This is a genomic window from Chryseobacterium cupriresistens (assembly GCF_046614675.1).
GTDB lineage: Bacteria > Bacteroidota > Bacteroidia > Flavobacteriales > Weeksellaceae > Chryseobacterium > Chryseobacterium cupriresistens.
In genome coordinates this window covers 518870-536272 of record NZ_JBKKJT010000001.1, presented here as the reverse complement: position 1 = coordinate 536272, position 17403 = coordinate 518870, and the positions used below count along the sequence as shown (strand labels likewise).

Genomic DNA, 17403 nt, shown 5'->3' with positions numbered 1-17403 from the left:
GTTTTTTTTGTTTTTATTAATTAGACTCATAAAAACTCATAAGATTAAAAAACAAACAAAACAAACAATAAAAATTCAATAAAAACAATTTTTATTTATTAATTTGATAATTTAACACTTAAATATTTTTTGGAAGTTTAAGGTATTAGTATTAATTTTAAAACAAATATTATTTGAAATAGATACTCATTATATTATAGAAGATCACGTATTTTTACATCTCTAAACTGACAAATGCTGAAAATTTTCGTCCTCATAAAAAGATCCCTCAAAAATTCCTTCGATAATATCCGGAACGAACAGCTGAAGCATAATCTGCTTCAGGCCATTCCCTTTTGGATAGGATCTGTAATTACAGGCTTTTTTGCTGTGATGTACGCACAGGTATTTGCATGGGGCGAACATCTGATGAATTTCATTTTCGACTGGCACGCATGGATGATCTTTATTATTGCACCTGTTGGATTTGTACTTTCCTGGTGGCTGGTGAAAGAATTTGCGCCGAATGCCAAAGGAAGCGGGATTCCTCAGGTGATGGCGGCTGTAGAACTGGCCAATCCGAAAGAACATAGGAAAATCCGGAATCTTTTAAGTATTAAGATTATATTTTTCAAAATCCTTTCCTCCGTTATTCTGGTCATCGGAGGAGGTGCTGTAGGACGTGAAGGACCTACCATTCAGATTGCCGGCTCTGTTTTCAGAAAAGTGAATGAATACCTTCCCGAATGGTGGCCAAAGATTTCCAAAAAAAATATGATTATGACAGGAGCGGCAGCAGGACTTGCAGCAGCGTTCAATACTCCGTTGGGAGGAATTGTTTTCGCTGTGGAAGAGCTGTCAAAAACTCATATTAATTATTTTAAAACGGCCTTATTTACTGCGGTAATTATTGCAGGGCTTACTGCGCAAACATTGGCAGGATCTTATTTATATTTAGGATATCCAAAAACCAATGACGTTTCCTTAATGGTGATGTTTCCTATTATACTGGTTGCTGTTGCTGCCGGCATTATGGCTAGCCAGCTAGCTGTTACCATGCTTAAAATCAATAGCTGGAAGAAAAAAAAACTGAAAACAGATAAAGCCAATATAGTTTTTCTGATCATTTGTGCCTTAATTATCGCTTCCATCGCTTATTTCATCAACAGAGAAGTTCTGGGATCAGGAAAAGAAATTATGGAGCGTGTCCTTTTTACTAAAGATAAACATGAAGACTGGTATGTTCCCATTCTGAGAATGCTGGGGCCTGCCCTTTCCTTTACTTCCGGAGGTGCCGGCGGAATTTTTGCTCCGGCTCTTACTGCGGGAGCAAGTATAGGTTCTGTTATTTCAGGAATTATTCATTTAACACCCAACGAAACCAATGTGGTGATTCTGGGCGGAATGGTTGCTTTCCTTACCGGAATTACAAGAGCCCCGTTTACTTCAGCGATTATCGTGCTGGAAATGACAGACAGACATTCATTGATATTCCACCTTATGCTTGCAGGAATGGTTTCTTCTATTGCTTCCATCCTGGTAAGCAGACATTCTTTATATGATGTTTTGAAGGTGAATTTCCTGACAGAAATAAGAGACCGGGATGAACAGAATCCGGGAACCTATAGCAAAGGTGAATAAATATTCTCACGAAACATTAACTATTTCACCGCTCCTCTTGCATATAAGAAATATATTTTCTACTTTTGCACCTCGAAATAATTAACAAATTCATTTAACATTATGAACAATTACGAAACTGTTTTCATTTTAACTCCCGTTCTATCTGAGGCACAGGTAGAGGAAGCAGTGAACAAGTATGTAGATCTAATCAAAGAAAAGAACTGCGAAATCGTTGCTAAAGAAAACTGGGGATTAAAAAAATTAGCTTACCCGATTCAATTGAAAAAGAATGGGTTCTATACTTTAATCGAATTTAAAGGAGAAGGTACTGTAGTTGCTGATTTAGAATTAGCATTTAAGCGTGACGAAAGAGTAATCCGTTACCTTACTACAAAACTTGACAAGCACGCTGTAGAGTACGCTGTAACAAGAAGAGCTAAAGTAAAAGCAGCTAAAGCTTAATTATTAACCCTATTTTTTAAAAAAGACAAGACATGGCAATAGATGAAATGGCTAAACAAGCCTCAGCTGGAGGAGAATCAGAAGTAAAATTCCTTACTCCGCTTGATATCAATACAAAATCTGAAAAGAAATATTGTAGATTCAAAAAATACGGAATTAAGCACGTTGATTACAAAGATGCTGATTTCTTATTACAGTTTGTAAACGAGCAAGGTAAAATTTTACCAAGAAGATACACCGGAACTTCTTTAAAATACCAAAGAAAAGTTTCTGCTGCTATCAAAAGAGCAAGACACCTTGCATTACTACCATACGTAGCTGACTTATTGAAATAAGACAAAAATAAATAAGAGAAGAGGTTTTTCCTCTTCTTTTGTTGCTGAATACATCATTAATTCTAACTTGATTTTAGATATAAAACTAAAATCTAAAAAAGGACAACAACAATGGAAATTATCCTAAAAAAAGACGTAGAAAACTTAGGACTTGAGTTTGATACAGTAAACGTAAAGCCAGGTTATGCTAGAAACTTCTTAATTCCTCAAGGAATTGCTCTTTTAGCTACACCTAAAAACAAAGCTGCTTTAGAAGCTACATTAGAAGCTAGAAAAGAAGAAGAAGCTAAATTAATCGCTGCTGCTAACGCTGTAGTTGAGCAATTGAAGAAAACTTCTATCACGATCCCTGCAAAAGTAGGTGCTGGTGACAAATTATTCGGATCTATCAACAATGCTGATCTATCTGCTGCTTTAGAAAAAGCTGGTGTTTCTGTAGAGAAAAAATACATCAAGATTCCTGGTAACACGATCAAGAGAACTGGTAAATTCGCAGCTCTTATCAGACTTCACAGAAATGTTGAGTACAACTACGAGTTTGATATCGTATCTGATGCTCCAGTGGAAGCAGCTCCTAAAAAAGAAGAAGCTAAAACTGAAGAAGCTAAAACTGAAGAAGCTTAATAAGCAACTGAGAATTTCTCACAATACAAGACCACTTCAATTTATTGAGGTGGTTTTTTATTGAACTACCCCGTCTTTCTGCTTTGCAAAATCCACCCTTCAGAGAAGGGGAATGTAGGAAATCTTAACTGTTATTACTCGCTAAATAGCTTTTTCTTTGCCTTATTTAGCTCAAAAGAAAATCTGTAGAGATATTATCCAGCATTATAAAACCCGCTGCCCCGTAACCCGAATCACGAAACTCAAACACTCCCACTCACTACTTATCCCCTCTCAATTTATGTTGATACTCCGTAGGTGCCATTCCGATTACCTTTTTGAAGATATTACTGAAAGACGAGAGGCTGTTGTACCCAACCATCATGGCAATCTCATACATATTGTATTTTCCTTCCAGCATCAGCTCAAGGGAACGGGTAATTCTCAACGCTCTCAGAAAGCGAACGTAATTCATGCCCAGAATCTCTTTAAATTTCCTGGAAAGGGTTCTTGTACTCATTCCGAATTCTTTTGCCGTAGATTCAATCGTGAGGGGTTTCTCAAGGTTAGCATGAATATATCTTGCAATCTTCAGCAATGTTTCATCTTTTGGGAAAGGATGCTGTATCGGAAATGCCAGATGTTTATGTTTCTTTTCCTGTAAAACTCCTTTAAGAGCTTTGAGAAAATAATATTTTGAGGTATCATTTTTTGTGATTTTCCCATCCCAGTCTTTAGTAAAGAAAATCATCTCACGAAGGAGATTATTGACAGAATAAATATTGATTTCATCAAAAAAGCCACTTTCATTTTCTTCTTTCTTAAAATAAAAGTTATACAAATCAACCTTGGGGCTGGTTGAAAAAATATAATGCGGTGTACCGGCAGGAATCCACATAAAGCATCTGGCAGGAAGATACCAGTGTTTCTGATCCGTGAAAACATGCACAATACCGCCTTCTGCATAGACTAATTGTGCTGAACTGTGATAATGAATCTCTGTGGTAACATTTCCTGTGAGCACATGATAGATGTAAAATTCGGCATCATCTTCTTCTACCGCTTTAAAATGGCTGTCGTTCATACTCTAAAGGTAAGAAGAATTTTTAAATTGGCGTAAATGAGCAAATATTTTTCTGTTTTCACAAATAGGGTCTGTAGCATCTCATCGTAACTTTGCTGCATCAAAATCATTTTAGCAAAAATCCTTTAATTAATTTATGAATATCATATTGAACGCATGCCGGTATATGTGCATTGCGTTGTGCTTATTATTGAGCAGTTTTTTACATTCACAGATGATCGATTACCAGCATCTCGGCCTACAGCAAGCTGTAGAGATTGGTTTGAAAAACAACAAAAACATACAGATCAGTCATCTGAAACAGGAAATGTCCGTGACCAAAGAGAAAGATCTCAAGATGGAGAAACTCCCGGACATTGAATTTCATACAAGCTATAATCAGGTAACCAACCTTTTCCAGCATCAGAATGGTGTATTTAATAAAGCCACCAAGTATGATGTAATCAATGGAATGTATGATTTTACATTATCAGCATCGATCCCGGTTTATATGGGAGGGAAAATCAAAAATACAGAAAGGAAAGCGGCTATTGACACTGAAATTTCTGCTTTAAAAACCCATCTCGATGAGAGACAGCTTAAAATGACCATCATTACGGCTTTTCTACAGATCCATCATTTAAAAGAGCAGCAGAGTCTTATTAATGATAAAATGAAGGAAGATTCCGTCAATATCAAGCAGGTAAAAGCATTGAAAGCTAATGGTGTTGTAACGGTCAATGAAGTCTTAAGAACTTCTTTACAACTTTCCAATCATAAAATGAGCTGGACGGAACTGGATAACGATATTCAGATTGCAGAGCACAAACTGAAAACGATTCTTTCGCTTCCGGAAAATCAGGAAATGCACGTCAATACAGGAGATCTTATTTCAGACAATGCTGCCATTCCTTATGTTGATGAGCTTACAGAAACAGCTTTAAACAAAAATGAGTCTGTTGAAATCACCCATAAAAATCTTTCCCTTAAAGAATTGGATCAAAAGATTACCAAAGCGAATTATTTACCCAAAATTACCGCTGGCGGAGAATATTTCCTAAAGTATCCGAACATGATGTTTTTCCCTCCGGAACCTTATGCGTATCGGTTGGGAATGGTGGGGGTAAATCTTACCTATCCTATCGAGAATCTGTACAAAAATAAATACAGAATGCAGGAAGCACGGGAAAATATTGATCTTGCCAAACTTCAGATTGAAGAAAATGAGGAAAATGTAAGACACAATGTTTATGAGGCTTATAAAAAGTTTGAAGAGACAGACCAGAAGGTAAAAATTGCTGAAGAAGCGATTAACCAGGCTAAGGAAAACTACCGCATTGTAAGAACAAAATATGCCAATAAGCTAAGTCTCATCACTGAACTGATAGACGCAGACAATGCTTATCTGGAAGCTGAATCTAATCTTATTTCCGTTAAAATCAACAGACAACTTAAATATTACCAACTCCAATATACGATTGGAAACTTATAAAAACTATGGCACAGAAACAATTGACACAAAAGGAAAAAAGAATCAACAAGTCCATTACTTTACTGGCCTGGATTCTGATCATCAGCGGAATCACGGGAATGATCAGTTTTTATCTTTTTTCGAGAAAGAATGTGACAACGAATGATGCACAGATCGAGCAATATATTACGCCTGTATCCAGCAAGGTATCAGGTTTCATCAAAACGATACGGTTTAACGAAAATCAGTTTGTACATAAAGGCGACACTTTAATTGTCATCGACAACAGAGAGTTTGTGAATCAGGTACACATGGCTGAAGCGAATCTTCATGCCAATACAGCAACCATCAGCACTATTGAAAGCGGTGTCAGCACCAAAGAAAGTGATACAAAGATTATTGATGCTAAAATTGCCTCTGCAAAAATTGATATCTGGAGAACGGAACAGGATTTTAAAAGATATAAAAACCTTTTGGCAGAAGATGCTGCTACCGAACAGGAATTTGAGAATGTAAAAGCTTCTTATGAACAATCAAAAGCCAATCTTTTAGCATTGGAACAGCAGAAAAATGCCGTAAAAGCAGGAGCGAACGAACAACAAACGAAAGTTGCCCCTGTAAAAAGCCAGATCCAGCAGAGTTCTGCCAGTCTTAACAATGCGAAGCTTTATCTTTCTTATACCGTAATTATGGCTCCTTATGACGGATGGGTCGGAAAGAAGACCATTCAGGAAGGGCAATTGATTAAAGAAGGCCAGGCCTTGGTACAGATTGTCAGCAAAGAGAAATGGATCATTGCCAATTACAAAGAAACACAGCTTGGGCAGATTGATCAGAGCAAGGAAGTAATTATTACTGCGGATGCTTATCCCGATGTTGAGTTTAAAGGGAAAATTCTTTCCGTTTCTCCTGCATCAGGTTCTCAGTTTTCTTTGGTAAAACCGGATAATGCCACCGGAAATTTTGTGAAAATAGAACAAAGATTTCCTGTAAAAATTATTCTGGATAATAACAAAAACAATGAAAAGCTGCTTTCCGGAATGAATGTTCTGGTGAGCGCGAAGAAGATTTAAGTTTGAGAGTGGGAGTGTTTGAGAGTATTAGAGTATTAGAGTATTAGTGTATAAAATATTCGGTTTAATTTAATTTTCAAATTCTCCCAATTTCAAATTTTCAAATTAAATTATTTTTTTAGCGAAAAGGCAAACCGCAAAATAGCAAATCTGCCAATTTTTTCTTCAAGCATATTTGCCGTTTTACCTTTTACTTTTACACCCTTTTGCCCTTTGTCTTTTCGCGTTTTTCAAACACAACTCAATAGCAATTTGCTATTTTGTTTTTTAGCTTAATGCTTCTAAAAATTATGCAGCACAATTCAGTTTATCATAAATGGGTACCACAATGGCTGAAACTGCCTCTTCTTATACTGGCATTGTTTCCCCACCTGATGTTGTTGTCGCTTTTACATTCTAACAGCGCCTTCACATCTTCTTTTATGGATGTAGATTCAGATGACATCCAGTATTTAATGATTTTGATGTACGGGACATTTGTGGTTACCCTTTTAGTATTACAGAGGTTTATGGCCTATTTCAGCGTGAAATACTATGTTTTGCTGATGGCTTCCATTTCCGTGATTATTCTTTATATTTTATCAGTCACCAATGATTATCATGTTATATTGGTGATCCGGTTTTTGGAAGGAATTTTCGGTTTGTTGGAAGGTGCTATTTTCCTGCCTTTAATTATCGCAGAATTAAAAACAAAGCACGCCAAAGTCTTAGCATATCTTTTTATGTATACGATTATGCTGACCGGAGGAACTATTACGACTTCCCTGTTAAAATCAAGTATTGAAGATTATGATTTCCAACATATGGTTCTGATGATGGTCTACTTCCATGTGTTTGTATTGATCATCGGTATTGCTCTGTTCAACAGAAACCGGTTTTTTCCTAAAAAACCTTTGTATCAATTGGATATTACAAGCTGGTTTCTTCTTTGGGTATGCCTGCAGGCTGGCGGCTATGCCATTATTTATGGTAAAAGACTGATGTGGTTCGAGTCTGATACCATTATCATGTGTCTGTTTATATTTCTTCTTTCCGGAGGCTTATTTATGTTGAAACAAAGAAATTCCAAGAGACCGTTGTTCCATTTCGAAGTTTTCAGTTCCAAAAATGTCATTGTGGGAATGATCCTGTTTTTCATTTTTTATCTGATCCGTTCCGGGTTGAATAATGTCTACAGCATCATGGCTACCGTATGGAAATGGCCCTGGGATTATATTGTGAACATCCAGTACTGGAATGTAGCAGGAACTCTTCTGGGTATTTTGTTGTCAGGAATCTGTCTGGTTAGGGGAATTTCCTCAAGGATTGTTTTCTTCACCGGATTTCTTTTACTGGCCATAGATTGTGCATGGTTTACCTATACTTTTTATCCTGACACTACCCTTTCTACCATCTGTCCTCCCTTATTTCTGCAGGGTGTTGCTCAGGGATTCTTATTTACACCGCTTGTTTTCTTTCTGATTTCAGGAACTCCGGAAGAATATGTATCCAATGCTACTGCGCTGGGAACAACCACCCGTTTCTGGACAACCGCTATCGGTTATGCTTTGATGCAAAATCTGATGTTATTTTTAACACTAAAACATTCCGACAGTCTTAGCGCTAATCTCACAGATACGAATCCTGTCTTCTATAATCAGTGGAGTCAAATCTTTGGAGCCAATATTTCCAAACTACCGGTTAACGATTCTTTATCCATGACAGCCGGTGCTTTTAAAGCTAAAATAACAGCTCAGTCAATTCTACTTTCCAATATGGAAATTTTCACGGGTCTGTTCTGGCTGGCTCTTATTACTGCAATTGGGCTGCTGTTGTATCATCCTGTAAAAATAGCGGTACGAAATATTATGTAGAATTACTCGCCCCAAAAAGACCACACAGTTCCATTGAAAACTGCTAATTGCTTTTTCTGGGTATCATAAACCATCATGCCGGCTGCAGGAGAAATAATATTGAGATGAGGAGAAGCTACTTTCGGTAAAATCATGGCTTTATTATTATCCTCGAGCACCAGAATTCCTGAAACGGAAGATGGTGTTCCTACGGAAACTTTTGCATCAGGCTGATCTGCCAGACTATCCTGCAGACTTGTATCCGCAGTACCTGTTGTATCTACCGAAAGATCTTTCCAAAGGTTATTCTGATACACTTTCACCTTCATATCCGAAATATCAAAAACCAGAGTACCATTCTCAGGATTCTGAATGCCCGAGGTATTAGTTACCCAGGGAAGAACAATCCCGCGGTTCTCACTCCCGAATTCAATAGATGATGAAGCTGATTCTAAAACAGTTTTCCCTAAAGCAACCTGTGCATTCAAAATTCCGGAGGCTGTTATTATAATGATTAAGACTATTTTTTTCATAACGATTCAGTTTTTGGTTAATCCGGGCAGGTTTGGGTATTGAAACATTTCCAGCCCGCAGCTGTTCCGTCAATATTAACCTGCAGACAATTTTGTGTGGTATTGTAAACCATCATTCCTTCTTTAAGATCTGCCTGTGGAATGGCTGCTACCTGAGCATCGGTAAGCCTGTTAAGAACAAAGCCTTTATTTTTTGATTCCAGTACAGCCCACGCACCTTTTCGTACACCCGGCCAGTTGTTTCCTCCTTTATCTGCCCTGCTTAATGAAGTGATTCCAAAATCCGGAGTAAGAACAGTTCCCGCTGTAGCTGCAGGTTTATAACAAGGTACAGTCCCCTGAATCGTAACAGTTACCGTTGCCGTGTCACAATTTGACGGAGAAGCTGTCTGACAGATCTGATAGACTAAAGTATAATTGCCTGGAGGAGTTCCCGGAGCTACCAGAATATGTCCATCCGTAGTATTCAATGAAATATTGGGATTTGAGGTGGATACCTGAGATAAAATAACATTGGAAAGGGTTGCCTGTGCTCCGCCATACGTTTCAAAGTCGTTATCCAGTACAATTCCCACAGAAGATCCTCCTGCAGCAATAGTATAGGTATCATCTACCGCCATCGGGGGAAAATCTCCATTAATGGCAGGACAAAATCCGGGATTAATGATCAAAGGCGCACTACAGCTGTTGGTAGAAGCGCAATCATAGGTAACATTCGTCAGAAAGGTTGGATTACTGTTCATGAAAACCGTGCCTGGATCAGAAACACCTGTTGTTCTTCTGAAATCAAGATTGGGCCCTACAGCAACATTTCCCACCTGAATAGGATTTTGCAACACTATATATCCTTTTTTTGTAGGTGAAGAAGGTCCCTGAATGGCAGCATTCCCTCCCTGATACTGGTTCAGCGCCAGTTCTCCTTCATTATAAATAACCGCATCAGCAGGGGCATTATTCATATTTCCCGTGGAAGTAAAAAGTCCAAAATTATAAATTTCGCTGCTGCTTCCGGACAAATTAATATCTCCTCCAACTGTAAAAATTCCAGTATTGATAATTTTACCGCCATTAATATTAAATCCGTTCTGAGAGATAATGGTTCCACAATTGACATACACACTCTGTTCGTTATTCCCGTAGTTACCGCCGATAAATATCAATCCGCCCCCTTCGTTCCTGAATAAAGTGGTAGCAGAACTGCTCATATTCAGGTTTCCGTTAATATTCAGATTTCCAAAATTATCAATCTTATTGTTGGAATTATTACCTAATTGCAAAACTCCCATTTCTATAAGCCCCTCATTGACAATTTCATTGATCTGTCCGTCTATGGTGAGATTTCCATTCCCTCCTCCTACTGTTATATTCCCGGTATCGTAAACATGAACATTGAGATTGGCAACACTCGTTATGGTCTGATTAAAATTGAGTGTTCCATGCACTTCAAGGCTTACAGGTGCATTGCCCGCTCCGCTTATACTATTCTGAAACTGCAAGGTAACACCGGAAGCAATGCAAATCTTAGCATTTGTCCCGAACGTTGGATTATTGAATGTCATATCGGAAGTAAAGCAGACCGTTGTATTATCAGGAAAATGATAATTGGGGTCGGTAGGGTTTTGAACATCGCAGCCTGTACATTGTGCGTAACTGAGATAATAAAAGAATAAAGGGAATAAATAGAGTAATTTTCTCATCCTTACATTTTATATAAATAAAACTACAAAATTTTTATCACCAAATAATGAATTTTATAATATTTATCATTATGTTAATTAAAAAATAATATAAAATGATTTTATTTAGATCAATATTTAATTATTATTAATAAATTTCCAACCTATACGATCCAGAAAATAAGAACGTTTAATAATATAAAAGTCACCGATGGAAATTGAGAGTATTCTACTGAAGCAAAGAGATTTTTTCAAAACACAGCAAACCAAAAGCCTTGCTTTCCGGAAAATGTATCTTGAAAAGCTTAAAAACCTTATTATTTCTCATGAGAATATGCTGTATGAGGCTATTAACAAGGATTTTGGAAAATCAAAATTTGATACCTTCACCACCGAATTGTCTTTTATTCTGAATGATATCAATTATTATCTTAAGAACTTAAAATCCCTTTCAAAGCCTAAAAAAGTCAGAACCAATCTTGTCAACCAACTGGGAAGCAGTAAAATTTATGCTGACCCGCTTGGCTGTGTACTCGTCATCGGAGCGTGGAATTATCCTTATCAGCTGTCACTTTCTCCCATTATTGCGGCAATGGCTGCCGGAAACTGCTGTATTCTGAAGCCTAGTGAAATAGCAGAGAATACAATGAAAGCAATGGCAGCAATCATCAATGAAAACTTTCCGCCTGAATATCTGTATGTGTATGAAGGTGGTATTGATGAAACCACAGCTCTTTTAAAACTAAGGTTTGATAAAATATTCTTTACCGGAAGCACGAAAGTCGGAAAGATTGTTTACAAGGCAGCTGCAGAGCACCTAACTCCTGTAACCCTGGAACTGGGTGGAAAATCTCCGGCTATTGTTACAAAAAATGCCAATCTCGAAATGGCTGCCAAAAGAATTGTGTGGGGAAAATTCCTCAATGCCGGACAAACGTGTGTAGCTCCAGATTATCTGTTAGTGGAAGAAACTATTCAGGAACAGTTTCTTGAGATGTTAAGAAAATATATCAAAGAGTTTCAATATGATCAGAATTCTGAACAATACACAAGAATTATCAACCAAAGGAATTTTCAGCGCCTTATACATCTTATCAATAAAGAAAAAATCTATTCAGGAGGAAATTTTGATGAAGAAAAACTCTATATAGAACCCACTATTCTGAATCATATAGACTGGAATGATGACATTATGCAGGAAGAGATTTTTGGACCTATCCTGCCAGTCATCAGTTTTAAAAATTATAATGCAGCACTCAACTCCATTTTAGAACTCGAAAAACCGCTGGCCGCTTATCTTTTCACCAGTGATTCTGAAGAAAAGGAGAATTTCACCCGTAAATTGTCGTTTGGAGGAGGCTGTATCAATGATACAGTGATGCATTTAAGTAATGATCATCTTCCTTTTGGAGGCGTAGGCAATTCAGGAATTGGGAATTATCATGGAAAATATGGTTTCGAAACCTTTTCACACCCAAAAGCAGTTCTTGAAAAAGCAACCTGGGGAGAACCGAATATCAAATATCCGCCTTATTCAGAGAAAAAATTAAGCTGGATAAAGAAATTAATGTAATGCTGAAGGTTATATTTGTACAGATTTAACTATTTGTATTATAACATATCTATAAATCAATGCACAAAAATAAAAACTGCCTCATTTCTGAAGCAGTTTTATATTTTTATCCTTTCTTTGGGGCCCAGGTAGTAAAGAATTCTTTTACTTTTTCTTTACTGTACCCTTTTCCTTCTTCCAGAACATCACTTTGCTGAACCTTAATCATTTTCCCATCCTTATCCAAAACGATAAAAACCGGATAACCAAATTTTTCACCCGGATTTCCATACTGGGCAAAAACCTTTTCATTCTTATTGTCCGGAGAAAAGTTCAGATGGTAGTATACATAATTCTTATCTACTAATTCCTTCAGTTCAGGAGTAGTCTGTACGTAATTATTAAAACGAAGACACCAGATACACCAGTTTCCACCAGCCTGGATCATCACATTCTTTCCTTCTTTCTTAGCTTGAGCAATCAGTTTATTAATATCAGCCTGAGCATCTGCTTTTGGGTCATAAGGTTTAGGAAGCTTAGCCTTTTCTTCAGCTGCCTTTTTCTGAGCCTCTAATTTTGCCTGTTCTGCAGGCACTATAAGAGCTGTTTTTTGTTTTCCGTTATCAGGCGAATTCTTTACTTCTTGTGAAAAAGCAAAAGCACTTAATCCCAGAGAAGCGAATATTATCAATTTTTTCATAATATAAAAGTAAAAAAAATAACATATATCCCTCAGCAAAAATAGAACCATAATTTTATTATCACTAAATTTGCGTGTTTTATGAATTTTCTAATCAAAATATTATTCCTGATCTCAAAGCTTCCGCTGAAAATACTCTATGTTTTTTCGGATGTTATCTTCTTCCTGAATTATTATATTGTGGGATACAGAAAAGAGGTTATTACTCAAAACCTTAGAAACTCTTTTCCGGATAAATCTGAAGAAGAAATTAAAAAGATCCGAAAGAAATTCTACCTTAATTTTTCAGATTATCTGGTAGAAACGATTAAATCTTTCAGCATTTCTGAAACAGAATCCAGAGTGAGAATGCAGCACATCAATCAGCATTTATTTCACGAAGCTAAAGAAGAAGGTAAAAATATTATTCTTTTGGCAGGTCATGTTTTCAATTGGGAATGGATCAATGCACTGGCAAGAATTATTCCTCAGGCACACTGCCATCCCGTTTACAGAAAAGTAAACAGTGATTTCTGGGAAAATCAGATGAAGAAAGTCCGGAACAAATTTGGAAACGAAGCATTGGAAGCCAATGAGGTTATTCTGAATATTTTCAGATCTAAAAACAACGGTGACTCAGCGTATATGTTTGTCGCTGACCAAACGCCTCACCACGCTCATGTCACTTACGGATTAGAATTTCTAAATCAACGTACTCCTGCTTTTATAGGCTATGACAGGCTTGCCACAAGAATGGACCTTGTGTTCATCTATTGTGAAATGAAAAAGGTAAAACGGGGTTATTATCAGGTTAATTATCACAGAATATATCCGGATGGTGAAAAGTTTACAGAAAATGAGGTCGTGAGAAAATTTCATAAATTACTGGAAAACACTTTACATAAACATCCTGACAACTACCTTTGGTCACATAGAAAATGGAAATATCAGGACTCTATCAAAAATTTTGATTCCGAAAAAAAATAGGTTGACATGCAGAAAAAACTGGCAATTGCCATCTTAAACTGGAATGGCAGAAACTGGCTTGAGAAATTTCTTCCGGGTGTAGTTCAATTTTCTCAGAATGCGGACATCTATGTGATAGACAATCTTTCTACGGATGATTCTGTTGAGTTTCTACAAAAGAATTTTCCCACAGTACATATTATTAAAAATGATAAGAACTATGGGTTTGCAGGCGGCTATAATGAAGGACTGAAATCCATCAGACATGAATATTACTGTCTTCTCAATTCCGACGTAGAAGTTACTGAGAACTGGACAGAACCTGTGTTGGAATTGTTAGAAAACAATCCAGCTATATCCGCAGTACAGCCCAAAATTTTATCTTTTCATAACAGAAGTTATTTCGAATTTGCCGGAGCTGCCGGCGGATTGATTGACAACCTTGGATATCCATATTGCAGGGGAAGGGTTTTCGATGACCTGGAAGAAGATAAAGGCCAGTATAATGACGAAACGGAGATCTTCTGGGCATCAGGATGCTGCTTTTTTATCCGTTCAAAAGATTTTTGGGAGCAGAATGGTTTTGATGCCAGATTTTTTGCCCATCAGGAAGAAATTGACCTTTGCTGGAGGCTTATCAATTCGGGGAAAAAGATTTATTATACAGGAAAATCCAAAGTTTATCATGTAGGTGGTGGAACACTCAACAAGCAGAGTGCACAGAAGACTTATTTAAATATGAGAAACAATCTTTCTATGCTGCTTAAAAATCTTCCCTTTTCACAGGTAATCTGGGTGATTTTTTTCAGATTATGTTTAGATGGTATTGCCGGAGTATATTTTGGAATTAAGTATGGCATTTCCCATATGTGGGCTGTATTGAGAGCACACTTTGCGTTTTATAGTCACATTCCGGGAACTTGGAAACTTCGTCAAAGCCATCAGAAGAAGGTTTTTTATCAATCAAAATGGCTGATTTTTAAGCATTTTTTAGGTGGCAGATGAGAGGTTATAGGTTGCAGGTAATAGGAATTAGGGATTAGGAATTGATTAAAAATTACGACTTTCTTACCTATTGTGAACTAAGGATTTATTAGAGTAAAAATTTATAACTTTAATTAACCTTAAACTTTAAACTTTAAACTTTGAACCTTAAACCAGAGAACCAGCAACAAAAGACAACCCCGCAATAAATTATAATTTTAAGACAATGGATTTTTGTGCAATAGATTTTGAAACGGCAACACACGAGAAAAGTTCAGCGTGTGAGATGGGGATTTGTATCGTACAGGATTCTAAAATTGTAGAAACAAAGACCTGGCTGATCAAACCTCCAAGTTTTCCCTATTTCAGTAAATTTAACGTTGCGGTGCATGGAATTCAGCCGGAGGATGTAAAAGATGCCCCTACCTTTGATGAAATATGGAATGAAGCTCAGGATATGATGTACGGAAGTCTTATGATTGCTCATAATGCAGGGTTTGACGCCTCTGTTTTAAGGGGATGCCTGCAGCATTACGGAATGTTTACTCCTAACCTGAACTATCTTTGCAGTATTCAGCTTGCCAAAAAATCATGGAATTATCTTCCTAAATATGGACTGAAGCCATTAGCAGAATATCATCAAATTGATTTTACCCATCACAGAGCAGGAGCTGATGCGGAGGTATGTGCCAAAATATCTCTACTGGCATTTGAAAAACTCTTCCTCACCAGTAATGATGAAGTAAATGAGTATATGAAAGCAAAAATTAAAAAGCTTTAGTCATTTAAAAACAAACGAAACCCGGGTTCCTTTGTAAAAACCTGTACTTGGTACAGAACATCTATCATTAATTACTCAACACTTCAGACAGCAGATTGAATTTTGGAATATCAATTTCAAAAGTTTCCTGTGTCTCCATGTTTTTAACCAAGTATTTTCCGCTCATATTCCCTACTCCGGAACGAAGCATCACATTGGAAAAATAAGCAAAATTTTCATTGGTTCCTATCTCGGGAGTCAATCCGATCACTCCGTCGCCTATAATTTCTGTGTACCCGAATCCGACATCAAAAATCAACCATTTTCTTTTCAATACTTTGATAGGAAAGCTTCCGTCATTTTCTATCGTGATATTGTATTTAAAAACGTAACGGTTTTCGGATGGATAACTGTTTTTACTATCATATTCAGGTATTACTGAAACTTTGATATTGGAAGTCATTTTTGAAAACATCATGTAGTATTTTCTTAATAAATACAAAAATCTCGCCTTTTTTAAGGCGAGATCATATATTATGTTATAATTTTATTAAAAACTATAATCCAAGGCCTTTTCTTTCGTCACCACCCATTAGAATTTCAACAGGGTTGTCGATACCTTCTTTTACCGCTACAAGGAATCCTACAGATTCTTTACCATCGATAATTCTGTGGTCATAAGACATGGCTACATACATCATTGGTCTGATTACTACCTGTCCGTCAACAGCAACCGGTCTCTGGATGATGTTGTGCATTCCTAAGATTGCAGATTGCGGAGGGTTGATGATTGGTGTAGACATCATAGATCCGAAAGTACCACCGTTTGTAATGGTGAAAGTACCACCAGTCATTTCGTCAACTGTAATTTTACCATCTCTTACTTTAGTAGCAAGATCTTTGATGTTTGCTTCAACAGCGCTGAAAGACATGTTTTCTGCATTTCTCAATACAGGAACCATTAATCCTTTAGGACCTGAAACCGCAATTGAAATATCGCAGAAATCATAGTTTACTTTGAAATCACCATCGATAGATGCGTTTACATCAGGATACATTTGTAATGCTCTTGTAACAGCCTTTGTGAAGAAAGACATGAAACCAAGTCCCACTCCGTGTTTCTGAGCAAATTCTTCTTTATATAGTTTTCTCAATCTGAAGATTTCAGACATGTCAACTTCGTTGAAAGTAGTTAACATCGCTGTTTCATTCTTCACAGAAACTAATCTCTGAGCGATTTTTCTTCTTAAAACTGAAAGTTTAGTCGTTGTAGTAGATCTTGAACCTGTTGCAGTAAGAGGGCTTCCTCCTAATGCAGGTACTGCTGCTAATTCAGCATCAGTTTTAGTAATTCTTCCGTCTCTTCCTGTTCCTGAAACCTGTGCAGCATCCATTCCTTTTTCGTCAAGGATTTTCTTAGCAGCCGGAGATGGAGCTCCTGTTGCATAAGTTTGTGGCGCAGCTACCGGAGTAGCAGGTTTTGGAGCTTCCTGTTTAGCAGGTTCAGCAGCTTTCGGAGCCTCTTCCTGTTTTGGAGCCTCAGCAGCAGGTGCAGCACCTTCCGGCTTTTTAGCATCCATATCAATTAAACAAACTACCTGACCTACTTGTACCACATCACCTTCTTCTGCTTTTAAAGTGATAACACCACTTTGTTCTGCAGGCAATTCAAGAGTTGCTTTATCTGAATCCACTTCGGCGATAGGTTGATCTTTTTCTACATAATCACCATCTTTTACAAGCCAAGTTGCAATTTCAACTTCTGTAATTGATTCGCCCGGTGAAGGAACTTTCATTTCTAAAACTGACATA

The 17403-nt window shown here is 37.1% G+C and carries 17 protein-coding genes; 11 read left to right on the top strand and 6 right to left on the bottom strand.

Features of this window, described 5'->3' with window-relative positions:
* The first annotated feature begins 234 nt into the window (after positions 1–234).
* The 4 genes from ACLI50_RS02510 (at position 235) to rplI (ending at position 3023) form a co-directional block, all read left to right on the top strand.
* The gene (locus ACLI50_RS02510) at positions 235–1620 is read left to right on the top strand and encodes a chloride channel protein (protein ID WP_411413086.1); all 1386 of its coding nucleotides are present in this window, start codon (positions 235–237) and stop codon (positions 1618–1620) included.
* Positions 1621–1722: 102 nt separating this feature from the next.
* Positions 1723–2064: a 30S ribosomal protein S6 gene (gene rpsF, locus ACLI50_RS02505; protein ID WP_034695444.1), complete on the top strand. Its 342-nt coding sequence runs from the start codon at positions 1723–1725 to the stop codon at positions 2062–2064.
* Positions 2065–2096: 32 nt separating this feature from the next.
* Positions 2097–2399, top strand: a complete 303-nt coding sequence (rpsR, locus tag ACLI50_RS02500) for a 30S ribosomal protein S18 (protein ID WP_002979091.1) — start codon at positions 2097–2099, stop codon at positions 2397–2399.
* 111 nt (positions 2400–2510) lie between these two features.
* Positions 2511–3023, top strand: coding sequence for a 50S ribosomal protein L9 (gene rplI, locus ACLI50_RS02495; protein ID WP_411413085.1), 513 nt, complete (start codon positions 2511–2513; stop codon positions 3021–3023).
* A gap of 259 nt (positions 3024–3282) precedes the next feature.
* Here rplI and ACLI50_RS02490 read toward each other — a convergent pair whose 3' ends face one another.
* Entirely contained in the window at positions 3283–4086 is an 804-nt protein-coding gene (locus tag ACLI50_RS02490) for a helix-turn-helix domain-containing protein (RefSeq protein ID WP_202840707.1), read from the bottom strand.
* Positions 4087–4222: 136 nt separating this feature from the next.
* Here ACLI50_RS02490 and ACLI50_RS02485 point away from each other — a divergent pair, with 136 nt between their 5' ends.
* The 3 genes from ACLI50_RS02485 (at position 4223) to ACLI50_RS02475 (ending at position 8462) form a co-directional block, all read left to right on the top strand.
* Entirely contained in the window at positions 4223–5557 is a 1335-nt protein-coding gene (locus tag ACLI50_RS02485; RefSeq protein ID WP_411413084.1) for a TolC family protein, read from the top strand.
* A 5-nt stretch (positions 5558–5562) separates the two neighbouring features.
* Positions 5563–6609 (top strand): HlyD family secretion protein, encoded by a 1047-nt coding sequence (locus tag ACLI50_RS02480; RefSeq protein ID WP_411413083.1) that lies wholly within the window; start codon positions 5563–5565, stop codon positions 6607–6609.
* Positions 6610–6899: 290 nt separating this feature from the next.
* Positions 6900–8462, top strand: a complete 1563-nt coding sequence (locus ACLI50_RS02475; RefSeq protein WP_411413082.1) for an MFS transporter — start codon at positions 6900–6902, stop codon at positions 8460–8462.
* Between the two features lie 2 nt (positions 8463–8464).
* Here the strand turns inward: ACLI50_RS02475 and ACLI50_RS02470 are convergent, their stop codons facing one another.
* Positions 8465–8974, bottom strand: a complete 510-nt coding sequence (locus ACLI50_RS02470) for a phage tail-like protein (RefSeq protein ID WP_411413081.1) — start codon at positions 8972–8974, stop codon at positions 8465–8467.
* Between the two features lie 17 nt (positions 8975–8991).
* The gene (locus tag ACLI50_RS02465; protein WP_411413080.1) at positions 8992–10671 is read right to left on the bottom strand and encodes a phage tail-like protein; all 1680 of its coding nucleotides are present in this window, start codon (positions 10669–10671) and stop codon (positions 8992–8994) included.
* Positions 10672–10861: 190 nt separating this feature from the next.
* Between ACLI50_RS02465 and ACLI50_RS02460 the strand changes: the two genes are divergently transcribed.
* Complete coding sequence (locus tag ACLI50_RS02460; protein ID WP_411413079.1) at positions 10862–12223, top strand: aldehyde dehydrogenase; 1362 nt, start codon at positions 10862–10864, stop codon at positions 12221–12223.
* A gap of 106 nt (positions 12224–12329) precedes the next feature.
* Here ACLI50_RS02460 and ACLI50_RS02455 read toward each other — a convergent pair whose 3' ends face one another.
* A complete protein-coding gene (locus ACLI50_RS02455; protein WP_343643507.1) occupies positions 12330–12902 on the bottom strand; it encodes a thioredoxin family protein in 573 nt (190 codons plus the stop codon).
* A gap of 81 nt (positions 12903–12983) precedes the next feature.
* Here ACLI50_RS02455 and ACLI50_RS02450 point away from each other — a divergent pair, with 81 nt between their 5' ends.
* The 3 genes from ACLI50_RS02450 to ACLI50_RS02440 all read left to right on the top strand — a co-directional run bounded on the left by ACLI50_RS02450 (position 12984) and on the right by ACLI50_RS02440 (position 15612).
* Entirely contained in the window at positions 12984–13868 is an 885-nt protein-coding gene (locus ACLI50_RS02450) for a lysophospholipid acyltransferase family protein (protein WP_202840717.1), read from the top strand.
* A gap of 6 nt (positions 13869–13874) precedes the next feature.
* Entirely contained in the window at positions 13875–14852 is a 978-nt protein-coding gene (locus ACLI50_RS02445; RefSeq protein WP_411413078.1) for a glycosyltransferase family 2 protein, read from the top strand.
* A gap of 205 nt (positions 14853–15057) precedes the next feature.
* On the top strand, positions 15058–15612 hold the full coding sequence (locus tag ACLI50_RS02440) for a 3'-5' exonuclease (protein ID WP_411413077.1): 555 nt from the start codon (positions 15058–15060) through the stop codon (positions 15610–15612).
* Between the two features lie 67 nt (positions 15613–15679).
* Here the strand turns inward: ACLI50_RS02440 and apaG are convergent, their stop codons facing one another.
* Positions 15680–16069 (bottom strand): Co2+/Mg2+ efflux protein ApaG, encoded by a 390-nt coding sequence (apaG, locus tag ACLI50_RS02435; protein ID WP_062675055.1) that lies wholly within the window; start codon positions 16067–16069, stop codon positions 15680–15682.
* Positions 16070–16148: 79 nt separating this feature from the next.
* Entirely contained in the window at positions 16149–17402 is a 1254-nt protein-coding gene (gene odhB / locus ACLI50_RS02430; protein ID WP_241279676.1) for a 2-oxoglutarate dehydrogenase complex dihydrolipoyllysine-residue succinyltransferase, read from the bottom strand.
* Between the last annotated feature and the right edge of the window lies 1 nt (position 17403).